The sequence below is a fragment of the Paenibacillus sp. FSL R10-2771 genome (assembly GCF_038000205.1).
Lineage (GTDB): Bacteria > Bacillota > Bacilli > Paenibacillales > Paenibacillaceae > Paenibacillus_AQ > Paenibacillus_AQ phytohabitans.
On sequence record NZ_JBBOBM010000001.1, the window covers coordinates 4,809,885 to 4,831,911 of the forward strand.

A 22,027-nucleotide genomic window follows, 5' to 3' on the forward strand; every position below is an offset into this window, starting at 1 on the left:
CCTTTCTGTAATGGCAGGCGGGCAGCTAAGCGCTGACTCCGCCGGAAGAGGCCTTCAGCGGCAGCTTGCTGCGTGAGCTCCGGGCGACATAGAACAGCAGAGCCGCGCCGGCCGCCGCACTCAGCATACAGGACAGATTCATAAGGCCGACCCCGCCCTGATTCAGCAGCATTCCGTTCAGCAGATTGCCCAGAATACCGGCAAAGCCGGAGAATACGATGTTAAATACGCTTTGTCCCGTCGCCTGCATCTCCGCAGAGGTAATCTTCGATACATATTCAACTGCAGCAATATAAAAGAAGCCGAAGGATAGGCCGTGCAGCACCTGTACCCCAATCATGACCGATGGATACGGGAAGGCCACCTGAATCCCCCAGCGCAGCACATAGATCAGCGCACCCAGCAGCAGCGTCCGCTCCATGCCCAGCCTGCGGATAACCTTAGAGGCGAAGAACATGGATGGTACGTTAGTGATCGACGCCAGAAACAGGGCGATCCCCGCATAGCTGGTCGAGCCGCCGACCGACTGGAAGGCTAGGACGAAATAAGTACCGAACGCCGTCATCGTCTGGTTCACCAGGAAGCTTCCCCCGAGAAAGGCCAGGAATATACGGTTGCCGAGCAGCTTTTTGACGCCCTGGGAGAAGGACTGGCTCATCATGTGATTCTCTTCCGCCTGTTTCGGCAGGGTGAAGGCAATGGCCACTGCAACGGCATTCAGCAGCAGAAACGGCAGCCAGATCGTGGATACCGAGAATTTAGATACATATTGCCCCCCGGCTATGGCTCCTACAGCGGCTCCTATGCTCATCATCATCCGGATGCTGCCGTAAGTCGATCCGGCTCTGTTCGCCGCTGCTATGGCGTAAGAGTCGGCAATAGGAGCCTGTGTGGAGGAGAAGATCGTGGATACCGTGTACACCAGCATCAGCACAATGAAATACTCCGACCGGTACAGCACCGCAAGCAGCGCCGGAACCGCCACACTCAGAAGAAGCACCAGCCGCGCCTGGTTATATCTATCAGAGATCACTCCCCATAGGGGCTGCACACAGATCGCGATCAGTGTGCCCGTAGCCATCAGCATGCCGATCTGGCTGACGTTAAGTCCGTTCGATTTGAGCAGCAGTGACAAATAAGAGCCGAAGGAGCCCCCGGCGAGTCCCAGAAACAGATAAAACCCGCGCAGCTTCGATATTTTTTCCATTGGAGTTATAAGTCCTCTCTCTTCCTTTTTAACAGAATACCCAACCTTAAGAGCCTCTTACTGCATTAAATAGAGCAGAACATATTATGAGGCGGTGGACAAGTGGGCCAAGTCAATAGATTGCTAAGCAGCAAACCCTGTCTGAAAGATAAACTCAACACAGGCAGAGCCGTCAGCTCAGGCTTCGGCTGGACATCCAGCAACTGGAGCGGTTATGCCATCTCGGGCAAAAAAGGCACTTACCGGCGGATATCGGCCGACTGGATTGTCCCTTATGTAAAACCTACGGTCAAAGCCACGTATTCTTCGGCCTGGATCGGCATCGACGGCTTCCGGAACAGCAGCCTGATTCAGACCGGAACCGGCCATGAATCGGTAAACGGAACCGTCCGGTACTATGCCTGGTGGGAAATTCTGCCCGCTGCCGAGACCGTTATCCCCTTGCCTGTATCTCCCGGAGACCATATGCGTGCTTCCATCGTCAAGCTCAGTCCGGGTAAATGGTGTATCACTCTGCGCAATCTCAGCAAAAACTGGGTTTTCCGTACTGTCCAGCGCTATCAGGGGCCGCAAACCTCTGCCGAATGGATCATGGAAGCTCCCCAGGTGGGACAGAATATCGCACCGTTGTCCAAGGTATCACTGGTAAGATTCACCTGCTGCCGGGTTAACGGATGCAGTCCCAAGCTCAAGGCTCAAGACGGCGGCATTATGGTCCAGAATAAAACGCTGCTGGCCGTGCCGACTCTGCCGGGTCCCCGCGGCGATTCCTTCTCGGTCCGGCGGATCTACCGCAAAAGCCATCCTGCTGTGTACTCCAGAAACCCTATATTTACAAGAACCTGATTGCCCGGTTTCTCAAAACTCTCAATTCAATATATACATTTGCACCGTTTATATCAACCCGCAAGCGGAAACGGCTGTGCCTTCCTGCACAATAAAAAGAGCAGCGGCTAAGAACGCCACTGCTCTAATAGGTGTATTCTGTTAATGCTGCAGAACCTATTCCAGTTCCTAGTCGGCTGGAATCGTGTCTACCTTCACCAGGTTAGTGGAACCGGAACGGCCCAGCGGGATACCTGCAGTAATGACTACAAGATCTCCGGCTTTTACCAGACCGGAAGCTTTACCGCCTTGAAGTGCAGTTTCCAGCAATTCGTCAGTCGAAGTAGCTTCTTTGCCGAATACTGGAGTTACGCCCCAAACCAGCGCCAGCTGACGCATAGTTCTTTCCTGGGTAGTTACAGCAATGATTTGTGATTTAGGACGGTATTTGGAAACCACGCGTGCAGTGTGGCCAGTTACAGTCGAAGAAATGATAGCTTTAGCGTTCAGATCCAGAGCGGAAATCGCTACAGATTGGCTGATCGCTTCAGTTACCGTAGTTTCTTGAGCAATTTGCTGCTTCATGAAGATTTCACGGTGGTTCAGGGCAGATTCCGCCTTCTCAGCAATGCGGGACATTGTGAGTACGGATTCTACCGGATATTTCCCGGCAGCAGTTTCACCGGACAGCATGATTGCATCTGTTCCGTCGAAGATAGCGTTCGCTACGTCACTCGCTTCAGCGCGGGTAGGACGCGGGTTGCGCTGCATGGAATCCAGCATTTGGGTAGCTGTGATTACCGGTTTGCCGGCGATGTTACATTTCTGAATCATCAGCTTCTGAGCCAGAGGCACATCTTCAGCAGGAATTTCTACGCCAAGGTCGCCGCGGGCAACCATAAGGCCGTCGGAAGCTGCCAAAATTTCATCAAGGTTATCGACACCTTCTTGGTTCTCGATTTTGGAGATGATTTGGATGTGGGAAGCGTCGTGCTTCTCAAGCAATGCACGGATTTCCTGAACGTCGCTGGCTTTGCGAACGAAGGAAGCGGCGATAAAATCGATGTCCTGTCCGATCCCAAAAACGATATCATTGGTGTCTTTTTCCGTAATACCCGGCAGGGAGATGGATACTCCTGGTACGTTAACGCCCTTCTTGCTCTTGATTGTACCGCCGTTAACAATACGGGTCTTGATTTCGGTGCCTTGAATGTCGACAACAGTAAGACCGATAAGGCCGTCGTCGATCAGGATAGTCGATCCAACTTGAACATCGTTAGGAAGGTTGTTATACGTGATGGAGATACGGTTCTGGTCGCCCAGGATTTCTTCCGTAGTCAATGTCAGGTATTCGTCCTGAACCAGTTCAATCGGTTCTACTTCCAGCTTACCAGTACGAATCTCAGGTCCTTTGGTGTCGAGCAGAATGGCAACAGTCTTGCCAAGTTCTTTGGAAGCTTGACGGATCGTGTTGATCCGGGCACCGTGCTCTTCAAAATCGCCGTGGGAGAAGTTCAGACGGGCCACATTCATACCAGCCAAAATCAATTTTTTGATATTCTCCAACGATTCACTTGCAGGTCCGATCGTACATACAATTTTACTTTTCCGCATTAGGTTTTCCTCCGTTTTTTCGTTCTCTCTGTCTCACTTTTTCCAACTACAAAATCTACTATAAGGCTTGCTCTCTGTATAGGAACTTTATCACATGTAGTCACATGTACCTTTTATTGCGCCCTTATGAATATTACTGCAAGTTGAAGACAAAATCAATGTTAGTGCCTGTTTTTGCTGTAAATTAAAGTCGAATTTTATAAGAATGCCGTCAAAATAAAAATCACCCCGCAAAGTCTGCAGGATGATTGGAGTGGGAATAAATGGTTAAAGTATTCCGACCGGCTTACGGACAGGAATACACTGGAATATGTCAGAAAGTGCAAATGATAAGTGTAGATTACTCTATAATCTGCACTTCCTCCTCAGGCGCATCCTGTTCCTGGAGGGACTCCGAGAACTCGCCGATTTTGCGGAATTTAAGGTAACGGTCTTCCTTAAGTTCTGCCGAATCCATCACGGATAATTCCTGCAAATGTCGCCATACCGCATCCTTGATTGCCGCTGCCGTTGCCTCGTAGTCACGGTGTGCCCCGCCTTTGGGTTCAGGAATGATCTCCTCGATCACTTCCATCTCCAGCAGGTCAGACGCCGTAATCTTCATCGCTTCAGCTGCCTGCTCCGCTTTGGTTGCATCCTTCCACAGAATGGACGCCGCCCCGTTGGGGGAGATCGCCGAATAGATGGCATGCTCCAGCATCAGGACCCGGTTGCCTACGGCCAAAGCCAAGGCACCGCCGCTGCCGCCTTCGCCGATAACGATGCAGATGACCGGTACGGCCAGCTGAGACATCTCGTATAAATTCCGGGCGATCGCTTCGGACTGTCCGCGTTCCTCTGCCGTATTGCCGGGATAAGCCCCTTTGGTATCGACAATGGTGATAATCGGACGGCCGAATTTCTCTGCCTGCTTCATCAGACGCAATGACTTGCGGAAGCCTTCCGGATGCGCGCTGCCGAAGAAACGCAGAATATTCTCCTTCGTATCCTTACCGCGCTGCTGTCCGATTACGGTGACCGGACGGCCGTTCAGCTTGGCGATCCCGCCAACTACGGCAAGATCATCACCATACAGGCGGTCGCCATGCAGCTCCATGAAATCGGTGAAGATAAGTCCGATCAGATCCAGTGAGGTCGGACGGCCGTGATGCCGGGCCAGATGCATCTTCTGGGCCGGGGAGATATCCGAATATACTTCATTCTCAAGGATGTGGTAACGCTCCTCAAGACGGGCTACCTCATCTTTGAAATCAATACCCTTCTCTTCGCCAAACTGCTTCAGTTCAGCAATTTTCTTGCGCATTTCTACCAGAGGCATTTCAAAAGGCAACTCTCCTGCCAACCTAAAATCCCCCTTTCACATCATGCAGCTCCAGCAGCTTGGTTAACGTGGAGCGCATTTCCTTGCGGTGCACAACCATATCCAGCTGGCCGTGCTGCAAATTGAATTCTGCTGTCTGGAAATCTTCCGGCAGCTTCTGGCGGATCGTCTGTTCAATCACAATCCGTCCGGCAAAACCGAATACCGCACCGGGCTCGGCAATAATAATATCACCCAGGCTGGCGAAACTCGCCGACACCCCGCCTGTTGTGGGATCAGTAATTACGGAAATATACAGGCCTCCGGCTTCGCTGAACCGGGCCAGTGCGCTACTTGTCTTCGCCATCTGCATGAGACTGAGTATGCTCTCCTGCATTCTCGCTCCGCCCGAGGTGGAGAAGATCAGCATCGGAAGTCTCCGCTCTGTTGCTTCTTCAACCGCTCTGGTAATCTTCTCGCCGACTACGGACCCCATGCTCCCGGAGAAGAACTCAAAGTTCATCACCGCTACAATCACCGGATGGCCGCCAATAGTGCCCTGGCCGGTGATTACAGCTTCAACCTGTCCAGTTTTGGACTGCTGTTGTTCCAGCTTAGAGGCATAGCCGGGGAACTGCAGCGGATCAACGGACGCCATTTCGCTGTCAAACTCAATGAACCCTTCAGGGTCCAGCGTCATCGCAATCCGTTCCGAAGCGTTCAGGCGCATATGATAGCCGCAGGATGGGCATATTTTCAAATTCTTCTCCAGTTCCTTGCTGTACTGGATCGTTCCGCATTTGTTGCATTTGTTCATAAGTCCTTCTGGAATCTCACGTTTGGGGCGCTCGCCTTCCGCCGGTCCGCCGCTTCGCTCCAGACGCTCTGAAGGAATGATCGCGTACTTCCGTTTTTTCTGAAATAAATCTTTGAACAAGGGTCGCACCTCTTCAGCCGTTTATTTGCGTAGATAGCAGCTTGCCGCTGTCATGACCGCTCATGTATCTCTAAGTTGTAATTCTCAAGGATGCAGAATCAGATTCAGGACCTCCTGCACTTCTTCAAGCTCTCCTGAAGGAACCAGAATCTCAAACTGCTGCTTGGACATATTAATCGGACGGCATTTTATCAGAAATCCTTCTTCCGTAAGCTTCCTCTGAATCATCTCCGCCACTTTGGCGGTCGGCGCTATATAGATTACCGTCCACATGCCCTGCAAGGCCTCCCTAATCTCAAATCCCAGCCGTATCCTGTATATAATGGAATCATGATAACACAGTTTTCTTTTTTCCCGCAACAGGCTCGGCAGGATGGCTGCTGGACCGGGAGGCCGCTTCCAACAAATGCAAGAGCTGCAATTATGCCTCTCCGGAGGCAGGAGAATAGACCTTCGCCCCTTCGTGGCGGTGGGCAATTCTGGCCGATGCCGCAGCTGCAATCCCGGCTACCAGATCATCAAGAAATACATGAATGCTACCCTTATCATCATTCAATTTGCCGATAATTCCAAGCTTTATTTTGTCCAGATAACCGAAACCTGTCAGCCCGATCATCCCGTATACACCCGTGATGCCTAGCGCCAGAGTCTCGTCCGCCCCGTAGAGCGATTCATCCGCCTCCAGCACTGCCTGAAGCGGCTGCGGCAGCAGCTTCTTCTCCGCCAGCTCATCCAGCGCGACACCTGTCATCAGCGTGTACTGTACTTCTCTTTTGCCCAGCACCGCCTTGACGCTTACGAGGCACTCTTCCTCAGTCAAATCGGGATAATAGGCCGATTGCAGAATATATACGATCTCAGCGATAGAATCAAGCGAAACTCCCCGGCGCTCCAGCAGGTCTGCTGCCAATTGATAGGACATGATGTGATTCCCCTTTCCGCACGGGACAATGCCCTGTGGTTCCCTAATGTATGCGGAAAAGGGCGGAAATGTGCTTATTTTAAATATAAGAAAATATGTTTAAGCTGTATGGGAATTTCCCGGTTCATCCGCTTTTTGCGGCAGAGACCGGAATACTTTGCAGAATCCTGCACAACGTGCAACATTTTCCTCATTTAATGAATGAAAATCCAAAATTGTTGTACAAAAGGCAGCAACTCCTCTTGTCCAGGCGGCTTAGCGGGAGAATTCCTGTATTTGATACAACAATTCTCCCGTACACCCGGCTAATTATGAATCAAAGCTGCAAAACGTACAACATTCTTGTCTGCAGTGCTTACCTGGAAGTCTCTATACTGCCGGCAGCGAATCTAGTGTAAGCAATGAACGTAATCCGCTAACCCCACGGCGATTGATCCGTTAATTATTGGGTTGAATCACATACCTTTGAAGCGGATACCTGAAAGGGATACGTTGTATTGCTGCTTCGGATGCAAAGCCTCCTTAGCGGACGGCAAGCCGTTCCTACCTGATTCTGACGGTTCCGGCTCCCAGCATGCTCTCTATTGCCGCAAACAGCTCCTCCGAGGGCTCGATCCGGTAGCTGTCGCTGAGCGCCAGCACCTTCTGGTTGCGCTCGTAGAACAGCAGCGTCGCGGCTGGTCCCGGATGGGTCTGCAGCAGTGCCTGGAGGCGCGGAAGCAGACCTTTGAGCTCAGCGCCCGGCGTGATCTTGATGAAGACACGCTGGGTGCTCTGCGCTGAGCTTGCGGAGCGCTCAGCAGGTGCAGGCTGCCCCGTGCGCAGCGGGGCAGGGCTTCCCGGCCGCGTAGCTGACGCGGCCGGGGATTGGGGCGCGGCCTGCGCAGCGGCCGCGTTAGCGCGCGCACCGGGCGGCTGTGCCGCCGGTGTGCGCGTGCCCGGTGCAGCGGCTGCGCCAGCTGCACTGCCGCTGCGGGCGCCGGGGCTTCCGGCGCCCGTACGGGCTGCAGGAGCTGCCGCAGGCGCTCCTGCGGGGGCGTTCCGGCCCGCGTAGGCGGGCCGGGCGCCTGCGGCGCTGCGGCGCTGCAGCAGGCCGCGCACGCTGTCCGCGGTGAGCGGTGCCACCTCCTCGGCCAGCAGCTTGAAGCCCTCGTCCTCCTGCTGCACCTTGGCGCGCAGGGCCAGCAGCGCACCCTTCTCGATCAGGCCGCGGCTGCGTTTCCACACCTCGGGGAAGAGTACGACCTCGCAGCGCTCAATCTGGTCTTCCCATTCGACAAAGGCCATCGCCTTGCCGGCCTTTGTCGTAATTTCCTTAACCGACACGACCATGCCGGCCGTCACCGTCATGCTCTCGTCTGCCATTTCGCCAAGATCCATCAGCTTCTGCATCCCCGGCTCCTCCAGCAGGGCCGCACTGTCGTCCAGCGGATGGCCGGACAGGTACAGGCCCAGCAGCTCACGCTCCAGCTCCAGCTGCTGGGTCACGGAGAATTTCGGGATATCCGGATAACGGATTTCCCAGTTCGGCGTCTCAATCAGATCATCGAACAGCTGGATCTGCAGCTCATCGCGCTCCTTGCGCCACTTCGCTGCCGCATCGACAGTCTCATCCAGCATCGCCAGCAGCTGGGCCCGGTGGCCGGGAAGCCGGTCGAAGGCGCCTGTCTGCAGAAGTGATTCAATCACGCGCTTGTTGCAGACGCGCAGATCGACACGGCGGCAGAAATCAAGCAGGCTGTCGAACGGACGCTCCTTGCGGACCGCCATAATATTCTCCACCGCCAGCGTCCCGACATTCTTGACCGCTGCCAGTCCGAAGCGGATATGCCCGCTGCCTTCGCCGGGTACAGGGGTGAACAGCACTCCGCTCTCGTTAACATCAGGCGGCAGCACGCCGACCCCGCTGCGGCGGCATTCCAGTACATACTCTGCCACCTTGCGGTGGGTTCCCATAACCGCGGTCAGCATTGCTGCCATGAACTGCACAGGATAATGCGCCTTGAGATAAGCAGTCTGGAACGCCAGCACGCCATAGGCGGCAGCATGGGCACGCGGGAAGCCGTAGTTGGCAAACCGCACGATCATGTCATACACCTCATTGGCATCCGCCTCCTGATAGCCCTGCTTCAGACTGCCCTCCACAAAGTGGCTGCGTTCCTTGTCCAGCGTCTCCCGCTTCTTCTTGGACACCGCACGGCGCAGCAGATCGGCTTCGCCGAGCGAGAACCCGGCCATCAGGGAGGCAATCTGCATGATCTGCTCCTGATAGACGATGATCCCATAGGTATCGGCCAGAATCGGCTTCAGATCAGCATGAGGATATACGACCTCGAATTCCCCGTGCTTGCCCCCGATGAATTTCGGAATAAATTCCATCGGACCCGGACGGTACAGAGCCACCACGGAGACAATATCCTCAAAACCGCTGGGCTTCAGATCCTTCAGCACCCGCCGTACACCCGCGGATTCCAGCTGGAACACGCCGGTGGTCTCGCCTGCCCCGAGCATCTCGTAAGTCAGCGGATCATGATCCGGGATGAAGCGGAAATCAGGGACGCTGCCGGTCATTTCCTTCACCCAGTTCATGCAGCGTTCAATAATCGACAGGGTCCGCAGCCCCAGGAAGTCCATCTTCAGCAGACCTACACTCTCCAGATGCTCCATGGAGTACTGGGTCAGCGCTGTACTCTCACTGCCCGCCTGGAGCGGAACGGCATCGGTCAGCGGCCCCTTGGAGATGATCACTCCGGCAGCATGCGTTGAGGCATGACGCGGCATGCCTTCAACCTTCATCGCCATGTCGAGCAGCCCGCGGGTCTTCGGATTGGTATCATACAGAGCCTTCAGCTCTGGCGTGCTCTCCAGCGCCCGGGTGATGCTGATGCCGAGCTGGCCCGGAATCAGCTTCGCCGCCTTGTCCACCTCGTTATACGGCAGATTCAGCGCACGGCCTACATCCCGTACAGCTGCTCTTGCCGCCATCGTTCCGAAGGTGATGATCTGCGCCACATGCTCCTTGCCGTATTTGTCCACCACATAGGCAATAACCTCATCACGGCGTTCGTCACTGAAGTCAATATCAATATCGGGCATCGTAATCCGCTCCGGATTCAGGAAACGCTCGAAGAGCAGATTGTATTTCAGCGGATCTACATCCGTAATCTTCAGCGTATATGCTGTAAGACTGCCTGCCGAGGAACCACGGCCCGGGCCGGTAACAATACCATTCCGGTGGCAAAAAGCGATGAAATCCCAGACAATCAGGAAATAATCACTGAATCCCATGCTCTCAATGACGCCCAGCTCATAGGCCAGCCGTTTCTCGGCCGTTTCCTTCTGCTCCGGAGATGCCCACAGCGGCGTATCCGCGTAACGCTCCTCCAGCCCGCTGCGGCACAGCTCACGCAAATAAGCGGCGGCATCCCGCCCTTCCGGCAGAGGGGAATACTCCGGCAGAATATGATTGCCGAACGTCAGCTCCAGATTGCAGGCTTCTGCAATGCGCAGCGTGTTCTCCAGCGCCTGCGGCACATGCGGGAACAGCGAGGCCATCTGCTCGCCGCTCTTGAAGAACAGCTGATCCGTGCCGATCTTCAGACGGTCCTCATCATCCACAGATTTGCCTGTGCCGATACAGATCAGCACATCCTGAACCTCGGCATCTTCCTTGTCCATATAATGCACGTCATTCGTAGCCACCAGGGGAATATCCAGCTCGGCAGCAAGCTGAATCAGCTTCGGATTCACCCGCTTCTGTTCAGGCATCCCATGATCCTGCAGCTCCAGGTAGAAGTCCGCGCCAAAAATCTCCTTGTAACGCAGCGCCGCCTTACGCGCTTCCTCCTCACGCCCATGCAGCAGATGCTGCGGCACCTCTCCGCCAAGACAGGCGCTGAGGCAGATGATGCCCTCGGCATGCGCCGCCAGTGCTTCCATATCAATCCGCGGCTTGTAGTGCTGGCCCTCCAGATGGCCGATGGAGATCAGCTTCATCAGGTTCCGGTAGCCGATCTGGTTCTTCACCAGCAGAATCAGGTGATAGATCGGCTGATCCTTGCGGCTGCCCCGCTCACGGCGCGAGCCTGCGGTCAAATAAGCTTCACAGCCGATAATCGGCTTGATGCCGTTCTCCTGGCAAGCTTTATAGAAAGGGATAGCCCCGTACATCACTCCATGATCCGTCAGCGCCAGCGATTTCATGCCGTATTCGCCGGCCCGGCGCACCAGATCCGTAATGCGCGCCGCCCCGTCCAGTAAACTGTATTCGCTGTGCACATGCAAATGCACGAAAGGGCTCATTATCCCCACTTCCCTTCAGTTCCAAAATCAAAACATAAGATGAAACTATTTTATCATATTAGAGGGGGAACCGCCCATAGAATGGATTAAGAGCATAAGGACAGGCAGCGGATAAGTAATTGCCTGGACCGGGAAGGAGCCTTATGATGAATATTTTCCTGAGCAAAGCCGTCCTCGACTTCTTCATCGCCTTCGGCATTGTATTGGGCGGTTCCCTGCTGGGCGGGATCGGAGCCGTGGTCTCCCTGCAGCCGCCTACGCACACCATGCTGGATATCGCTGACCGGATCAAAATCTGGGCACTGGCCGCCGCCGTCGGCGGAACGATCGACCCGATGCGGGTCATTGAGAGCAACATGCTGGGAGGCAACCTATCCCCCGCCATCAAGCAGATTCTCTATCTGGTCTTCGCCTTTCTGGGCGCTCATATGGGCAGTGAGCTAGTCAAATGGGTGTGCGGCAAGTAGAAACGGAAGGATAATGGATAGCGCTGAGCAGATACATTCATATATTTAAAGGGAGGATGAATCCATGCGCCTGCCGCCGTTTCACCGCTACCGGCGTTTCTCGCAGATTGCTGCCGTTTTTGTGCTGGGAATGATTGTGGGCGCCGTGGTATATAACGCCATTTATCATATGGGGTACAACGTGCTCTGGCTAAGCAATCAGGAACTCCGGATACAGATCGAGGAGTACCGCGATGACATTGACACGCTCAAAAAATACAACAATACCTCCACCGTAATCCGGGAGATTAAGGTCCGCACCGAGGACAGCAAAGTTAAGGAAGGCACCGCTGTGCTGGACACAGTAACTGTTAAGGAAATCCTCAGGAAGCTGGTCAGCGATCTGGAGCCGATGCGCGGGCGCAGCATGTTTGAAATCGATTCCGACGGGAAGCTGGCACGCCTGCTGCTGGACGGCAAAATCTACATTGTACGCGAGAAGGAATACACCGTCAAAATCCGCACTATGCTCGTTATGGAGGGTGTGCTGCAAATCTGGGTGGAGATCGGTCCTTATAAGCGCACCTGAGTCCTAATCATGGTACAATAGTGGGCAAATCATAGAATTGTAGAGATAGGCCGAAGCACTGTTTCCCACCTTCCACTAAGGAGCTGTCTGTCCATGATTATGCTCATCAAGTATCTGCTGTTTGTTCTGCTGGTTGTCTTTATGATCAGCGCCGCGATGTATAGTTTCTCCTCCCGCAGGGCCGTAGACCCGCTCATCAAAGGGCTTAAGCGATCAATTATGAACGTGCTGCTCGGCGCAATGCTGGTAACGCTCTCACTAATGTCGATGTTCATCTTCCGCGGCTCGACGCTTAATGTTGTCATTGAAGCAGCTTTTCTGCTGCTGGGTATCTTCAACATCTTCTCGGGGCTGCGCAGCCACGGGTACTACAGCCGGCTCCGCAGCGGGAGCGGAAGCTGAGTGTTTACGGTGTCCGAACCGGTATCTGAATGGGAATTTTAATCCGGCTATTAATCGGTAGTTCAATCGCTATTTGAATCTTTGCATCGCTATTTGAATCGGTATTTATCTTTGAATCGCTAGCTAATTCGCTGCATCTCCCCACCCGGCTCTCCGGTAAAATCTATGCGAAGTGGAAATTGTACACTTATTTCTGGCCAAGCCGTACCTTTCAGGGAAGCAGTTGGAAAAAAGGCACTTATTTCGTCCGCTTTCCTCCCCTGGTGCAGATTCGGGCGGATTAGTTGTCCTTTTTCCACTTATTGTTCCAAAATCGGGAAGTCCAGGACAAATAGATGCCCTTTTTCCACTTACCTCCCGCTGCTCATAAGAGAGACCTATCCACTCAGTATCCTTGTAACCAGATGTCCAGTCTGTCGCCCACTCAGTGTCCATGTAACCAGATGTCCAGTCTGTCGCCCACTCAGTGTCCATGTAACCGGATGTCCAGCCCGTCGCCCACTCAGTCTCCATGTAACCAGATATCCAGTCCTTCGCCCACTTAGTGTCCCATGTAACCAGATGTCCAGTCCGTCGCTCATATAGTATTCAGCTGTTCAGCTGTTCAGCTTCTTAGCCTCGCAGCCATAATCCAACCAGTTGTTCCATGGCTTGCCGAATAACCCCGATTAGTCTCGAATGCCAAATAGACCAGAGTACTCTCCCGGTAATTACAGGATAGTCTGGTCTATTTAGTCTATATTCGTTTATGTTCGGTTCTGACTCGTCTGTATTCGTTTTATTCGATTCCGACTCGTCTGTATTCGTTTATATTGATTCTGACTAGTTTCTGACTCGTCTGTATTCGTCCTGTATTCATTTTCTGTGCGAAGACTGCATGTATGCCTGCACTATTGCTGAATGTATATACTTGAGCGGTTTAGCCGTGGTCAATCGACTGCAGCATCAGGACGGCCTTGGCCACAATGGTCTCCATATGGCTGATCTCAATCTCCAGCTTGCAGGTACGGCGGCTGATCTCCAGCAGCTTCGGCATGACGATAATGGAATGCTCGATTTGCACCGGGCGGATGAAATAGGTGGACATGTTGTCCAGCACATAGTCATTGCCGGTGATGTCCTTGGCCGCTTTGAATGCGGAAAGGGTCATCAGCGTGGACAATATCCCTTCCGAGATCGTGCCCAGATCCGTCGCCATCTGCGGTGTGATGAAGCCATGGAAGAACAGCTTGCCCTCCTCATCACGCTCATCGGCGAAACCGTTCCAGATCAGATGATCGAAGGTCTCCCCGAGCTGCGGCTGGTTGCTGGCATCGCGCAGACTCTGCAGCACTTCCCTGCGGGTCAGCGACCCGACCAGCTTGCGGTTGCGGTCTACGATCGGCAGGAAGTCGATCCCTTCCCACATCATAATCTGCGCCGCCGAAGCCAGCGAGGTCTGCAGTGCGGCGGTCACCGGGCTGCGGATCATGGCCTTCTCGATGCTCTGCCCTTCTGCGAGATCCTCCACATCGCGGCGGCCCACGATGCCGATGACCCGGTTCCACTCATCGGTCACCGGGAAGCGCTGCTCGCCGCTCGCCAGGGACAATTCGCGTAATTCGCCGACTGTGCTGGAGATTTTGAGCGTATTCAGGCGCGGCTTGCCCTCCACAATATCTTCCACCAGCATAATCTTCTTCTTAATCAGCCGGTCAAAAATCGCCCGGTTAATCATCGAAGCTACTGTAAACGTATCATGCCGGGATGAAATCACCGGCAGGTCCAGTTCATCCGCCAGCGCCTTCACCTCGCGGCTGGTACCGAAGCCCCCGGTTACGAGCACCCCTGCCCCCTGCTCCAGTGCAAGTGAATGCACATCATCACGGTTACCCACGATCAGCAGGCTGTCGGCATCGATATAACGGATCATAGCATCCACTTTCATCGCGCCGATCACATATTTATGAAGATGTTTGTTCAGACCCTCCGCTCCGCCGAGGACATGTCCCTCGACAATGTCAACTACATCCCCAAACGTAAGCTGATCAGAAATATTGCGCGGCTTTTTTTCTACCCGGACCGTACCGATCCGCTCCTTGGTAATGACGATTCCCAGGTTCTCCGCTTCCTTCACCGCACGGTAAGCTGTACCTTCACTGACGCCCATTTCCTTGGCCAGCTTGCGGACGGAAATCTTCGTTCCCACCTTCAGGCTTTCAATATGCTGCAGCAGTTGTTCATGCTTTGTAATGTTATCGCCTTGACCTTCCAACTGTTACACCCCCATACCCCGATCTGTACTATTCTGTACCCATTATAACGCTGGTTACAGCGGAGTACAACAGAACGGGTATGCTTCTTTCAAGAGATATGTCAGCCGTATGACAAGCGATGCCAGAGGCAATTAAGGTACAGCCGCGCTTATGCCCACACACATATAATGCATGCATGAGTACAGCCTTGAATATAGCTATAACACATCATTTCACAAGACATAAATACATTGTATATCCGCACATCCACATTACTGCAAACACAGCAAACCCCCAGTCCGCAGCTTTCGCGAAACAGGGGGTGAGCCGCTGCACCTTGCCTATAGGCCCGGCCAAATTCTATAATCTCTGGGACACCCGGGTTTCTTCGTTCCACTGGCCCTGCCATTGCTCCAGCTTAACCTTGCGGACCGCCTCCAGGCGTTTCTGCTTCTCTTCATCCACTCCGATGATAAAGTGCAGGTGCGAGGCAATCACCAGGAAGGCAAACGCACACCAGATAATACCGAAGCCCAGCACCCAGCCGGGGCCATTCTGAAAAGACAGCTTCGGCAGCGCGTACAGCAGCATCGCCAGAGCCGCCAGCAGATACACGGAATGCTTGAATTTGTTTCTTTTTTTCATTGTCGAACCGCTCCTTCGTTCTAAAGGGTTGTCAGGCTGAATCTGAATCTATATCTCTACTCTATGAACTTCAGGTCCGGATTATGAGACAAGTTGCTAATTTTTCATCCCGCTGATTTCGCTGCCTCCGGGTTTAGTCTAGCCTGAATGCCGGGGGTGTGAGATGATGGAGCCACGAAGAGGAGGAATTTACATTGAATAACATTTGGGGCCAGTCCGAGTACATAATCCGCAAAAAGGTATTCTCCGTCATGGGGGCGAAGCTGCATATTTACAACAGCTCGGAGGAGCTGGTGCTCTTTTCGCAAATGAAAGCGTTCAAATTGAAAGAGGATATAGCCCTGTACACGGACGAGAGCATGGAGAGAGAGCTGCTGCGCATTAAAGCCCGCAAAATGATAGATCTCAGCGCCACCTATGATGTCTATGATTCGGAGACCGGGGAATCTCTGGGCGCACTCCGCCGCAAAGGCCTGAAGTCCATCTTCAAAGATGAATGGGTGATTCTGGACACCGGCGATAACGAGATCGGATTCATTAAAGAGGACAGTGTGTTCATGGCGCTGCTGCGGCGTGTCATTACTCTAATTCCGCAAAAATATAATGTGGAGATCGGCAGCATGGTCATCCCGGCCTTCCGGCAGAACTTCAACCCTTTTGTCACCAAAATCATCGCCGACTTCTCCGAGGACCGCAAAGGTGTGCTCGACAGACGTATTGGCGTAGCTGCCGCGATTCTGCTCTGTGCCATTGAAGGCAAACAGGATTAGAAATAACCGGCCTTAGCATCAAAAAGAGGGTGATTCCGGAGCCAAATGGCCCTGGAATCACCCTCTTGCTATTATCAGGAGGATTCCCCTCCTATAGCGCTTATTGTTGTCCGCCGTACATTTGGGACAGGCTGTCGGTGATGATTTTGTTCACATCCTCGATGACTACACTAAGGCGGCGCTCTGCGTCGAACAGGCGGCGGATCCCGAGATTCAGGTTAAGCACCTCGAACAGCTTCTCCATCTTCTCCATTTCCTCCTGCGGAGGCATCTCTCCGCTCATCATCCGCTGCTGCAGCTCGATCTGGCTCTGACGGAAGTTGTCGAGCATCAGCTTGCTCTCCGGATCTGCTTCGATCACTTTCATCGCGCTGGTGATATCCGATACCTCGGTGCTGTCTTTAATGGCTCTCGCCAGTTCATGTGCCTTGTCAATTACGTTCATTATAAATCCTCCTAAAAGTTTTGTTGTGAGCTACATTTCCTGAGTTACTTCGTACAAAACTCACTTCGCTTAAGCTTTGTGCATCCGCCCAAATTTCGCGGTCACGTTATTTCCCCTCCAGCGGCCAGACTTCTGTCTGTGCGCCTGCACCTGTAGCCTGCACCTGTACTCCACCTGCCGAATGGTTTCACCGCTGCCGGACATTTAATCCGTCCGGCACGGCTTTTTAAAGAATAGGTCAATCACCAAGGGTCAGATGTCTCCATATGATGAATGATATGTAACCCTTAAGATTCATATTGCCGGCATCATGCTGCCTACCGGAAGGAGATCCACGATGTCCCAACTCAAGATCCCGGTCCAAACGGTCCACTCGGGCATCCTGCAGGAAAACGCTGTAATGCTAGGCGACAAATCCATGAAGAGGCTCAAAATACCGGCGCACGGAACAATCCAGCTTACCTTCGGCTCTTTCCGGCAGGAGGTTACCGTTATTCCGGTTCCCAAATCCGACAGCCTGCGCGTAAGCGAAGGGCTGGCGCGGCGGCTGGGCTTAAGGCAGCGCCTCAAGCTTAACGCTTCCTATAGTTCAGGCAGCCGCAATCTGCGGCTGGGGCCGCTGATTGGAGTTCTGGTGAGCCGGGACCATCCCGAGCATCCCGACAGAGTGTTCGGCCAGATCACGATGTTCTGCCGGGAACTGACCAATGCCTGCCATGCACAGGGCGCCTATGTATATTTCTTTACCCCGGAAGCGCTGGAAACGCGCAGCACTACCATCCAGGGCTGGGTATACGATGAGGGCTGGCGGAAGCTGAGTCTTCCTGTGGCCGATGTGATCAACAATCGGCTGACGACACGAAAGGTAGAGAACAAACCTAGCGTACAGCATTTTTTGGCGGATGTAAAATCCCGCTACGGAACTCATTTCTTCAATGAAAAGTTCCTTGACAAGACAGAGGTATTCGAAGCGCTGGCGCAAGATCCCGCCCTGCAGCGGTATTTGCCGGAGTCGCATGCCCTGAACGGCTTCGCCGTATTGAAAAGAATGTGCAGCAATTACCCAAGTGTGTTCCTGAAACCTGTACGCGGCAGCCTTGGCAAAGGCATTCTGCGCATCTCCAAAGAAGACGGCGGCGGCTACCGGCTGCTGTCAACAACACCGCTGGGGACACGCAAGCAGAGCTATCCCAGTCTGGCGAAGCTTTTTGGGTCCATTGCCCCGAAGATGAAAACGACCCGCTACCAGATTCAGCAGGGATTGCCCCTGATGGAGCTTGGACGGCGGCCGGTGGACTTCCGGGCACTCGTACAGAAGAACGGTACCGGCAAATGGGGCGTCACCTCCATTGTGGCCCGGACCGCCGGAAGTAATCACTTTGTCTCTAATCTCGCCCGGGGCGGGACGCTCAGTACGGTCCGCGAAGCCATCGGCAAAAGCAATCTCCCGCCCGGGGCGAAGGAAAGCTCCCAGGTTCAGCTCCCCCGGGCTGCACTGGCAATCGCCAGAGGCGTAGAGACTTATATCCCCGCGCATTTCGGGGAGCTGGGCATCGACCTTGCGCTGGACCAGTCCGGCAGAATCTGGCTGCTGGAGGTCAACTCCAAGCCGTCCAAGAATGACAACACGCCGCTGAACGACCAGAAGATCAGACCCTCCGTCAAACAAATGATTCTATACTGCCGCTATCTGGCCGGGTTGTAAGGAGGACATCATGACAGAAACAGCAATGGGGTTCCTTGGCATAATGACAGACCGCCGCCACGGGAATCCTCCCATCGCAGAGCCGGAGTTCTGCAGTCATCTATGCCGGGCGGCCCCGCTGTATGATCTGAAGGTCCTTGTTTTTCATCCGGAGGGTGTTGCGAAGGATGGCGCTTCAGTCAGCGGATATCTCTGGCAAGGCGGACAATGGGTGCCTGCCCAGGCGCCTCCGCCTGACATCCTGTATAACCGCTGCTTCTACCGGACTCCGGAGGAGAAGCAATCTGCAGCTGCCGCCTTGGCTGTATTATCCCGTTCGCTTCCCTGGTCACGCGGACTGCCGGATAAATGGGGGGTATACGAAATTCTGCGGCGCAGCCGCGCAGCCGCTGCCCTGCTGCCTGAAACGCTGGTCTACAGCGGACGGAAGGCGCTCGGCAACCTGCTGGCCGAAAGGGAATACGGTGTGTTCCTGAAACCCAAAACCGGCTCCCACGGCAAACGCACCCTGCATGCAGTACTCCTCGGCAAACACGAAGGCTGCGGAGTGAGTGTGCGGGGAAGAGACCGGATGAATGAACCTTTTCAATATGTTTTCGGTACGCTGGACGAAGGCCTGAACTGGATCCACCGCTTCATCGGCCAGCACCGCTATATCATACAGCCTTATCTGCATCTCACCGGCAGCGGGGGACAGCCGTTCGATGTGCGTGTGCTTATGCAAAAGAACGGCACCGGCGCATGGACCCTGACCGGCATGGCCGTTCGTCTGGGGGGCCGGGGATCTCTTACCTCGAATCTGCACGGCGGGGGAACCGCGGTTCCCGCTTTGCCCTTCCTGCTAGCCGAATACGGCGCAGCAGGCCGGGACCTGTATCAGGAGCTGATCTCAGCCGCCGCACTCCTGCCTCCCCTGCTGGAAGAATCCTGCGGGAGACTGGGAGAGCTCGGTCTAGACTTCGGCATCGATGCCGGAGGAAGACTGTATCTGCTTGAAGCTAATTCCAAACCAGGGCGCACGGTGTTCCGGCTGACGGGCGACCGCCGGGCTGCTAGGCTCGCCGCTGAGAATCCGCTGCGCTATGCGCGTCATCTGCTGCTTGCACCCTGGCAGCAAACCACAAGCTGCTTCAAAGGCAGTTCCGTTCAACGGGAGAATGATATCAATGGTTCCTAAGGAGGATTCATAAATGGGTCTCACTTTTTGCAATGTTCATTTCACCAAGCAGCCCCAACGAGTGGTCTATGTCTCGGGTGAACTGATGAAAAGCCTGAAATTATCCGGCAAGAAAAACATCCGCCTGCGCCTTGGGAAGGATGCCATACCGGCGATGATCAAGCCGATCAAACGCGCCGGCAAGCATCTCTTCCTGGCCTCGGGAGTGAAGAGCGCAATCAAGATTCCGAAATCAGGCGGCATTTATTTACGCAACCTGCAGAATGATGAGGTCCAGCTCGGACCGCTGGTCGGGGTACTTTCCGATGGGCCCGCCTCAGCGTCACAGCCTTTCGGCTCCCGTACCGGCTTCATCAAGCAGCTGCTGCGCGAAGGCAGCAACAAATGCTATATCTTCGCCTTCATGCCGCGTGATATCGACTGGCAGCAGGAGCAGGTCAACGGATATTTCCTGAGTGCAAGCGGCAAATTCGAGCGTAAAATGGTGCCGCTGCCGGATGTCGTCTACAACCGTCTGCCCAGCCGCAGAGCAGAGACTTCCCCATACATCAACCAGCTGCGCGAGCGTTTCGGACGCAAGAAGATTCCCTATTTCAACTGGAGCTTCTTCAATAAATCGGATGTATACCGTCTGCTGGAGAATGACGGTGCCGCCAACCGCTTCGTGCCTGAAACACACAGCAACCCCAGCACAGAACAGATGCGCGATATGCTGGACCGCCACCACTTTGTCTATTACAAACCTTCCGCAGGCAGTCTTGGACACGGCATCTACCGCCTGACCTACCTGCCCAAGAAGGGGTACTTCGCCCGTTACCGTAAGAGCGGCAAGAATGTGCTGCTGCGCTTCACCAGCTTCGACAGCCTGATGCGCATGCTGCGCGGCCGTCACGGACAGAGCCTGCAGAACTATGTGGTTCAGCAGGGTATCCGGCTGATTGAGATTGACGGCTGCCCGATTGATTTCCGCTTCCATATGCATAAGAACGGCAGCAACCAATGGGTAGTTGTCGGCATCGGGGCCAAGAAAGCCGGCCGGGGCAGTGTCACCACCCACCTGAAGAACGGCGGCGCCCTGCTTACACCGCAGCAGGCACTGGGCCGTGTCTTCGGCGCAAGATCGGATGAAGTGCTGCAGCGCGCCAAAACAACAGCCGTCAAGCTGGCTGAATCCCTGGAAATCCAGCACCGGCATCTGCTCGGTGAGATTGGATTTGATCTCGGGATTGACCAGGATGAGGATATCTGGATGTTCGAGGCCAATGCCAAACCGGGACGCTCTATCTTCCGCCACCCCTCCCTGCGCGCTGAGGGCAAAGCTTCCATTGAGCACATCCTGGAGCATTGTCTGTATCTCAGCAAATTCCGCAGGAGGGATGACTTGTGAACAGCCGTATCCCAGACCCCGGCAAGCCTGTTATCGCCATCCTGACGACCAGTGACCGGCTGAAGCAGTTTCGCGGCAACCGCAATAACTTCCGCGATATTATCCGCACCGGCAAAGAAATGGGTTATCTGGTATATGTTGTAACCGTCCGCGATCTGAAGCTGGAGGAGCGGATGGTGAACGGCTTCGTCCCCTCTGCCAGCGGCAAGCTCTGGTACTCCATTCCTGTCCCGCTGCCGCAGGTGATTTATAACCGGATTCCGAACCGCGTTGAAGAGGAGAAAGCACCGGTCGCCCGTAAAATAGCGGAGTGTCTGGAGCATCCTGAGATCCAGCTGTACAATCCGAGCTTTTTCAATAAATGGAATCTCTTCGAGTGGCTCAAGGAATCCAAAGCAACCTCAAAGCATGTGCCCAAGACCCGCCGCCTGCGCAGTGCAGCTACCCTGACGGCCATGCTGAAGAATCACGACAGTCTCTACCTCAAACCGGAGAACGGCAAAGCCGGCAAAGGGATTATGCGGCTGAGATACCGGATGGATGCTATGCTGCCTTACCGGCTGCAGATCCAGAGCGGCAAGAAGAATACAACCTACAAAGCCGCGTCCCTCGAACGCCTGTGGGCCAGAATCGTCAGGGAAAAAGGAGTATCCCGCTATATCGTGCAGCAGGCCATTGTGCTTGCTGCGCACCACGGGCGTCCCTTCGATCTGCGCGTGCTGCTGCAGAAGAACGGCCGGGGCGCCTGGTCGGTCACCGGCATTGGCGCACGGCTGGCCGGAGCCCGCAGCATCACTACCCATGTGCCGCGCGGCGGCAGCATTGAAGAGCCCTCCAGCATGCTGGAGGGAACCTTCGGGGCGGAGCAGGCGGCGGCCATCCTGAAGAATGTCCCCACTACGGCGCTGCTGATTGCCCGGCAGATTGAACGGGCTTCGGCGACCATGCTGGGCGAGATGTCAATGGACCTCGGCGTCGATGAAGAAGGCGGGCTGTGGTTCTTCGAGGCCAATTCCCGGCCGATGAAATTCGATGAGCCGGCGATCCGCAAGCTGTCGCTGGAACGCATTTTTCATTATGGCCAGCATCTGTCCCGCCAGACCAAGCCCTAATTAAACCC

19 protein-coding genes are annotated in these 22,027 nt (G+C 54.4%); 9 read left to right on the forward strand and 10 right to left on the reverse strand.

What is annotated here, in order from left to right:
* Nucleotides 1-25: 25 nt before the first annotated feature.
* Nucleotides 26-1,207 carry an MFS transporter gene (locus tag NSU14_RS20710; protein ID WP_042135415.1) on the reverse strand — a complete coding sequence of 394 codons (1,182 nt, stop codon included), beginning with the start codon at nt 1,205-1,207 and terminating at the stop codon, nt 26-28.
* A 102-nt stretch (nt 1,208-1,309) separates the two neighbouring features.
* On the opposite strand from NSU14_RS20710, the gene NSU14_RS20715 reads away from it, so the two are divergent.
* The gene (locus tag NSU14_RS20715; protein ID WP_052421761.1) at nt 1,310-2,053 is read left to right on the forward strand and encodes a G1 family glutamic endopeptidase; all 744 of its coding nucleotides are present in this window, start codon (nt 1,310-1,312) and stop codon (nt 2,051-2,053) included.
* A 168-nt stretch (nt 2,054-2,221) separates the two neighbouring features.
* Here the strand turns inward: NSU14_RS20715 and pyk are convergent, their stop codons facing one another.
* From pyk to NSU14_RS20745, 6 genes are all read right to left on the reverse strand, one after another.
* Nucleotides 2,222-3,646 carry a pyruvate kinase gene (pyk, locus tag NSU14_RS20720; protein ID WP_039307670.1) on the reverse strand — a complete coding sequence of 475 codons (1,425 nt, stop codon included), beginning with the start codon at nt 3,644-3,646 and terminating at the stop codon, nt 2,222-2,224.
* A gap of 340 nt (nt 3,647-3,986) precedes the next feature.
* The gene (locus NSU14_RS20725; protein ID WP_340947187.1) at nt 3,987-4,988 is read right to left on the reverse strand and encodes an acetyl-CoA carboxylase carboxyltransferase subunit alpha; all 1,002 of its coding nucleotides are present in this window, start codon (nt 4,986-4,988) and stop codon (nt 3,987-3,989) included.
* Nucleotide 4,989: 1 nt separating this feature from the next.
* Nucleotides 4,990-5,883 carry an acetyl-CoA carboxylase, carboxyltransferase subunit beta gene (gene accD, locus NSU14_RS20730; protein ID WP_039307665.1) on the reverse strand — a complete coding sequence of 298 codons (894 nt, stop codon included), beginning with the start codon at nt 5,881-5,883 and terminating at the stop codon, nt 4,990-4,992.
* An 84-nt stretch (nt 5,884-5,967) separates the two neighbouring features.
* The gene (locus NSU14_RS20735; protein WP_036700684.1) at nt 5,968-6,156 is read right to left on the reverse strand and encodes a hypothetical protein; all 189 of its coding nucleotides are present in this window, start codon (nt 6,154-6,156) and stop codon (nt 5,968-5,970) included.
* 148 nt (nt 6,157-6,304) lie between these two features.
* Complete coding sequence (locus NSU14_RS20740) at nt 6,305-6,805, reverse strand: phosphatidylglycerophosphatase A family protein (protein WP_039307658.1); 501 nt, start codon at nt 6,803-6,805, stop codon at nt 6,305-6,307.
* A 543-nt stretch (nt 6,806-7,348) separates the two neighbouring features.
* Complete coding sequence (locus NSU14_RS20745; protein ID WP_340947190.1) at nt 7,349-11,107, reverse strand: DNA polymerase III subunit alpha; 3,759 nt, start codon at nt 11,105-11,107, stop codon at nt 7,349-7,351.
* A 146-nt stretch (nt 11,108-11,253) separates the two neighbouring features.
* On the opposite strand from NSU14_RS20745, the gene NSU14_RS20750 reads away from it, so the two are divergent.
* From NSU14_RS20750 to NSU14_RS20760, 3 genes are all read left to right on the forward strand, one after another.
* Complete coding sequence (locus NSU14_RS20750) at nt 11,254-11,574, forward strand: YtrH family sporulation protein (protein WP_039309559.1); 321 nt, start codon at nt 11,254-11,256, stop codon at nt 11,572-11,574.
* A gap of 64 nt (nt 11,575-11,638) precedes the next feature.
* Nucleotides 11,639-12,142, forward strand: coding sequence for a hypothetical protein (locus NSU14_RS20755; protein ID WP_042135408.1), 504 nt, complete (start codon nt 11,639-11,641; stop codon nt 12,140-12,142).
* Between the two features lie 93 nt (nt 12,143-12,235).
* Nucleotides 12,236-12,544 (forward strand): YtpI family protein, encoded by a 309-nt coding sequence (locus NSU14_RS20760; RefSeq protein ID WP_076242746.1) that lies wholly within the window; start codon nt 12,236-12,238, stop codon nt 12,542-12,544.
* Nucleotides 12,545-13,463: 919 nt separating this feature from the next.
* On the opposite strand, the gene NSU14_RS20765 is transcribed toward NSU14_RS20760, so the two are convergent.
* Together NSU14_RS20765 and NSU14_RS20770 are read right to left on the reverse strand one after the other, a co-directional pair.
* Complete coding sequence (locus tag NSU14_RS20765; protein WP_042135406.1) at nt 13,464-14,798, reverse strand: DRTGG domain-containing protein; 1,335 nt, start codon at nt 14,796-14,798, stop codon at nt 13,464-13,466.
* A gap of 340 nt (nt 14,799-15,138) precedes the next feature.
* Nucleotides 15,139-15,423 (reverse strand): hypothetical protein, encoded by a 285-nt coding sequence (locus tag NSU14_RS20770; protein WP_340947194.1) that lies wholly within the window; start codon nt 15,421-15,423, stop codon nt 15,139-15,141.
* 194 nt (nt 15,424-15,617) lie between these two features.
* Between NSU14_RS20770 and NSU14_RS20775 the strand changes: the two genes are divergently transcribed.
* Nucleotides 15,618-16,193: a hypothetical protein gene (locus NSU14_RS20775; RefSeq protein WP_340947196.1), complete on the forward strand. Its 576-nt coding sequence runs from the start codon at nt 15,618-15,620 to the stop codon at nt 16,191-16,193.
* Between the two features lie 100 nt (nt 16,194-16,293).
* On the opposite strand, the gene NSU14_RS20780 is transcribed toward NSU14_RS20775, so the two are convergent.
* On the reverse strand, nt 16,294-16,638 hold the full coding sequence (locus NSU14_RS20780; protein ID WP_042135401.1) for a YlbF family regulator: 345 nt from the start codon (nt 16,636-16,638) through the stop codon (nt 16,294-16,296).
* A 337-nt stretch (nt 16,639-16,975) separates the two neighbouring features.
* Between NSU14_RS20780 and NSU14_RS20785 the strand changes: the two genes are divergently transcribed.
* From NSU14_RS20785 to NSU14_RS20800, 4 genes are read left to right on the forward strand one after another with little or no spacing between them, the layout of a single operon-like run.
* A complete protein-coding gene (locus tag NSU14_RS20785; protein WP_042135399.1) occupies nt 16,976-18,343 on the forward strand; it encodes a YheC/YheD family endospore coat-associated protein in 1,368 nt (455 codons plus the stop codon).
* A 10-nt stretch (nt 18,344-18,353) separates the two neighbouring features.
* Nucleotides 18,354-19,520, forward strand: coding sequence for a YheC/YheD family endospore coat-associated protein (locus NSU14_RS20790; protein WP_336099978.1), 1,167 nt, complete (start codon nt 18,354-18,356; stop codon nt 19,518-19,520).
* Nucleotides 19,521-19,533: 13 nt separating this feature from the next.
* Nucleotides 19,534-20,907: a YheC/YheD family endospore coat-associated protein gene (locus tag NSU14_RS20795; RefSeq protein ID WP_336099979.1), complete on the forward strand. Its 1,374-nt coding sequence runs from the start codon at nt 19,534-19,536 to the stop codon at nt 20,905-20,907.
* Nucleotides 20,904-22,019 carry a YheC/YheD family endospore coat-associated protein gene (locus tag NSU14_RS20800; protein WP_076242743.1) on the forward strand — a complete coding sequence of 372 codons (1,116 nt, stop codon included), beginning with the start codon at nt 20,904-20,906 and terminating at the stop codon, nt 22,017-22,019. Before NSU14_RS20795 ends, NSU14_RS20800 begins: the two co-directional genes overlap by 4 nt.
* Nucleotides 22,020-22,027: the final 8 nt, after the last annotated feature.

What these genes read in the sequence shown, in the direction of transcription:
- NSU14_RS20755 (WP_042135408.1), top strand. Translation starts at nt 11,639, where the DNA reads ATGCGCCTGCCGCCGTTTCACCGCTACCGGCGTTTCTCGCAGATTGCT.
- NSU14_RS20795 (WP_336099979.1), top strand. Translation starts at nt 19,534, where the DNA reads ATGGGTCTCACTTTTTGCAATGTTCATTTCACCAAGCAGCCCCAACGA.
- pyk (WP_039307670.1), bottom strand. Translation starts at nt 3,646, where the DNA reads ATGCGGAAAAGTAAAATTGTATGTACGATCGGACCTGCAAGTGAATCG.
- NSU14_RS20770 (WP_340947194.1), bottom strand. Translation starts at nt 15,423, where the DNA reads ATGAAAAAAAGAAACAAATTCAAGCATTCCGTGTATCTGCTGGCGGCT.
- NSU14_RS20740 (WP_039307658.1), bottom strand. Translation starts at nt 6,805, where the DNA reads ATGTCCTATCAATTGGCAGCAGACCTGCTGGAGCGCCGGGGAGTTTCG.
- NSU14_RS20735 (WP_036700684.1), bottom strand. Translation starts at nt 6,156, where the DNA reads ATGTGGACGGTAATCTATATAGCGCCGACCGCCAAAGTGGCGGAGATG.
- NSU14_RS20710 (WP_042135415.1), bottom strand. Translation starts at nt 1,207, where the DNA reads ATGGAAAAAATATCGAAGCTGCGCGGGTTTTATCTGTTTCTGGGACTC.
- NSU14_RS20790 (WP_336099978.1), top strand. Translation starts at nt 18,354, where the DNA reads ATGACAGAAACAGCAATGGGGTTCCTTGGCATAATGACAGACCGCCGC.
- NSU14_RS20785 (WP_042135399.1), top strand. Translation starts at nt 16,976, where the DNA reads ATGTCCCAACTCAAGATCCCGGTCCAAACGGTCCACTCGGGCATCCTG.
- NSU14_RS20780 (WP_042135401.1), bottom strand. Translation starts at nt 16,638, where the DNA reads ATGAACGTAATTGACAAGGCACATGAACTGGCGAGAGCCATTAAAGAC.
- NSU14_RS20745 (WP_340947190.1), bottom strand. Translation starts at nt 11,107, where the DNA reads ATGAGCCCTTTCGTGCATTTGCATGTGCACAGCGAATACAGTTTACTG.
- NSU14_RS20760 (WP_076242746.1), top strand. Translation starts at nt 12,236, where the DNA reads ATGATTATGCTCATCAAGTATCTGCTGTTTGTTCTGCTGGTTGTCTTT.
- NSU14_RS20750 (WP_039309559.1), top strand. Translation starts at nt 11,254, where the DNA reads ATGAATATTTTCCTGAGCAAAGCCGTCCTCGACTTCTTCATCGCCTTC.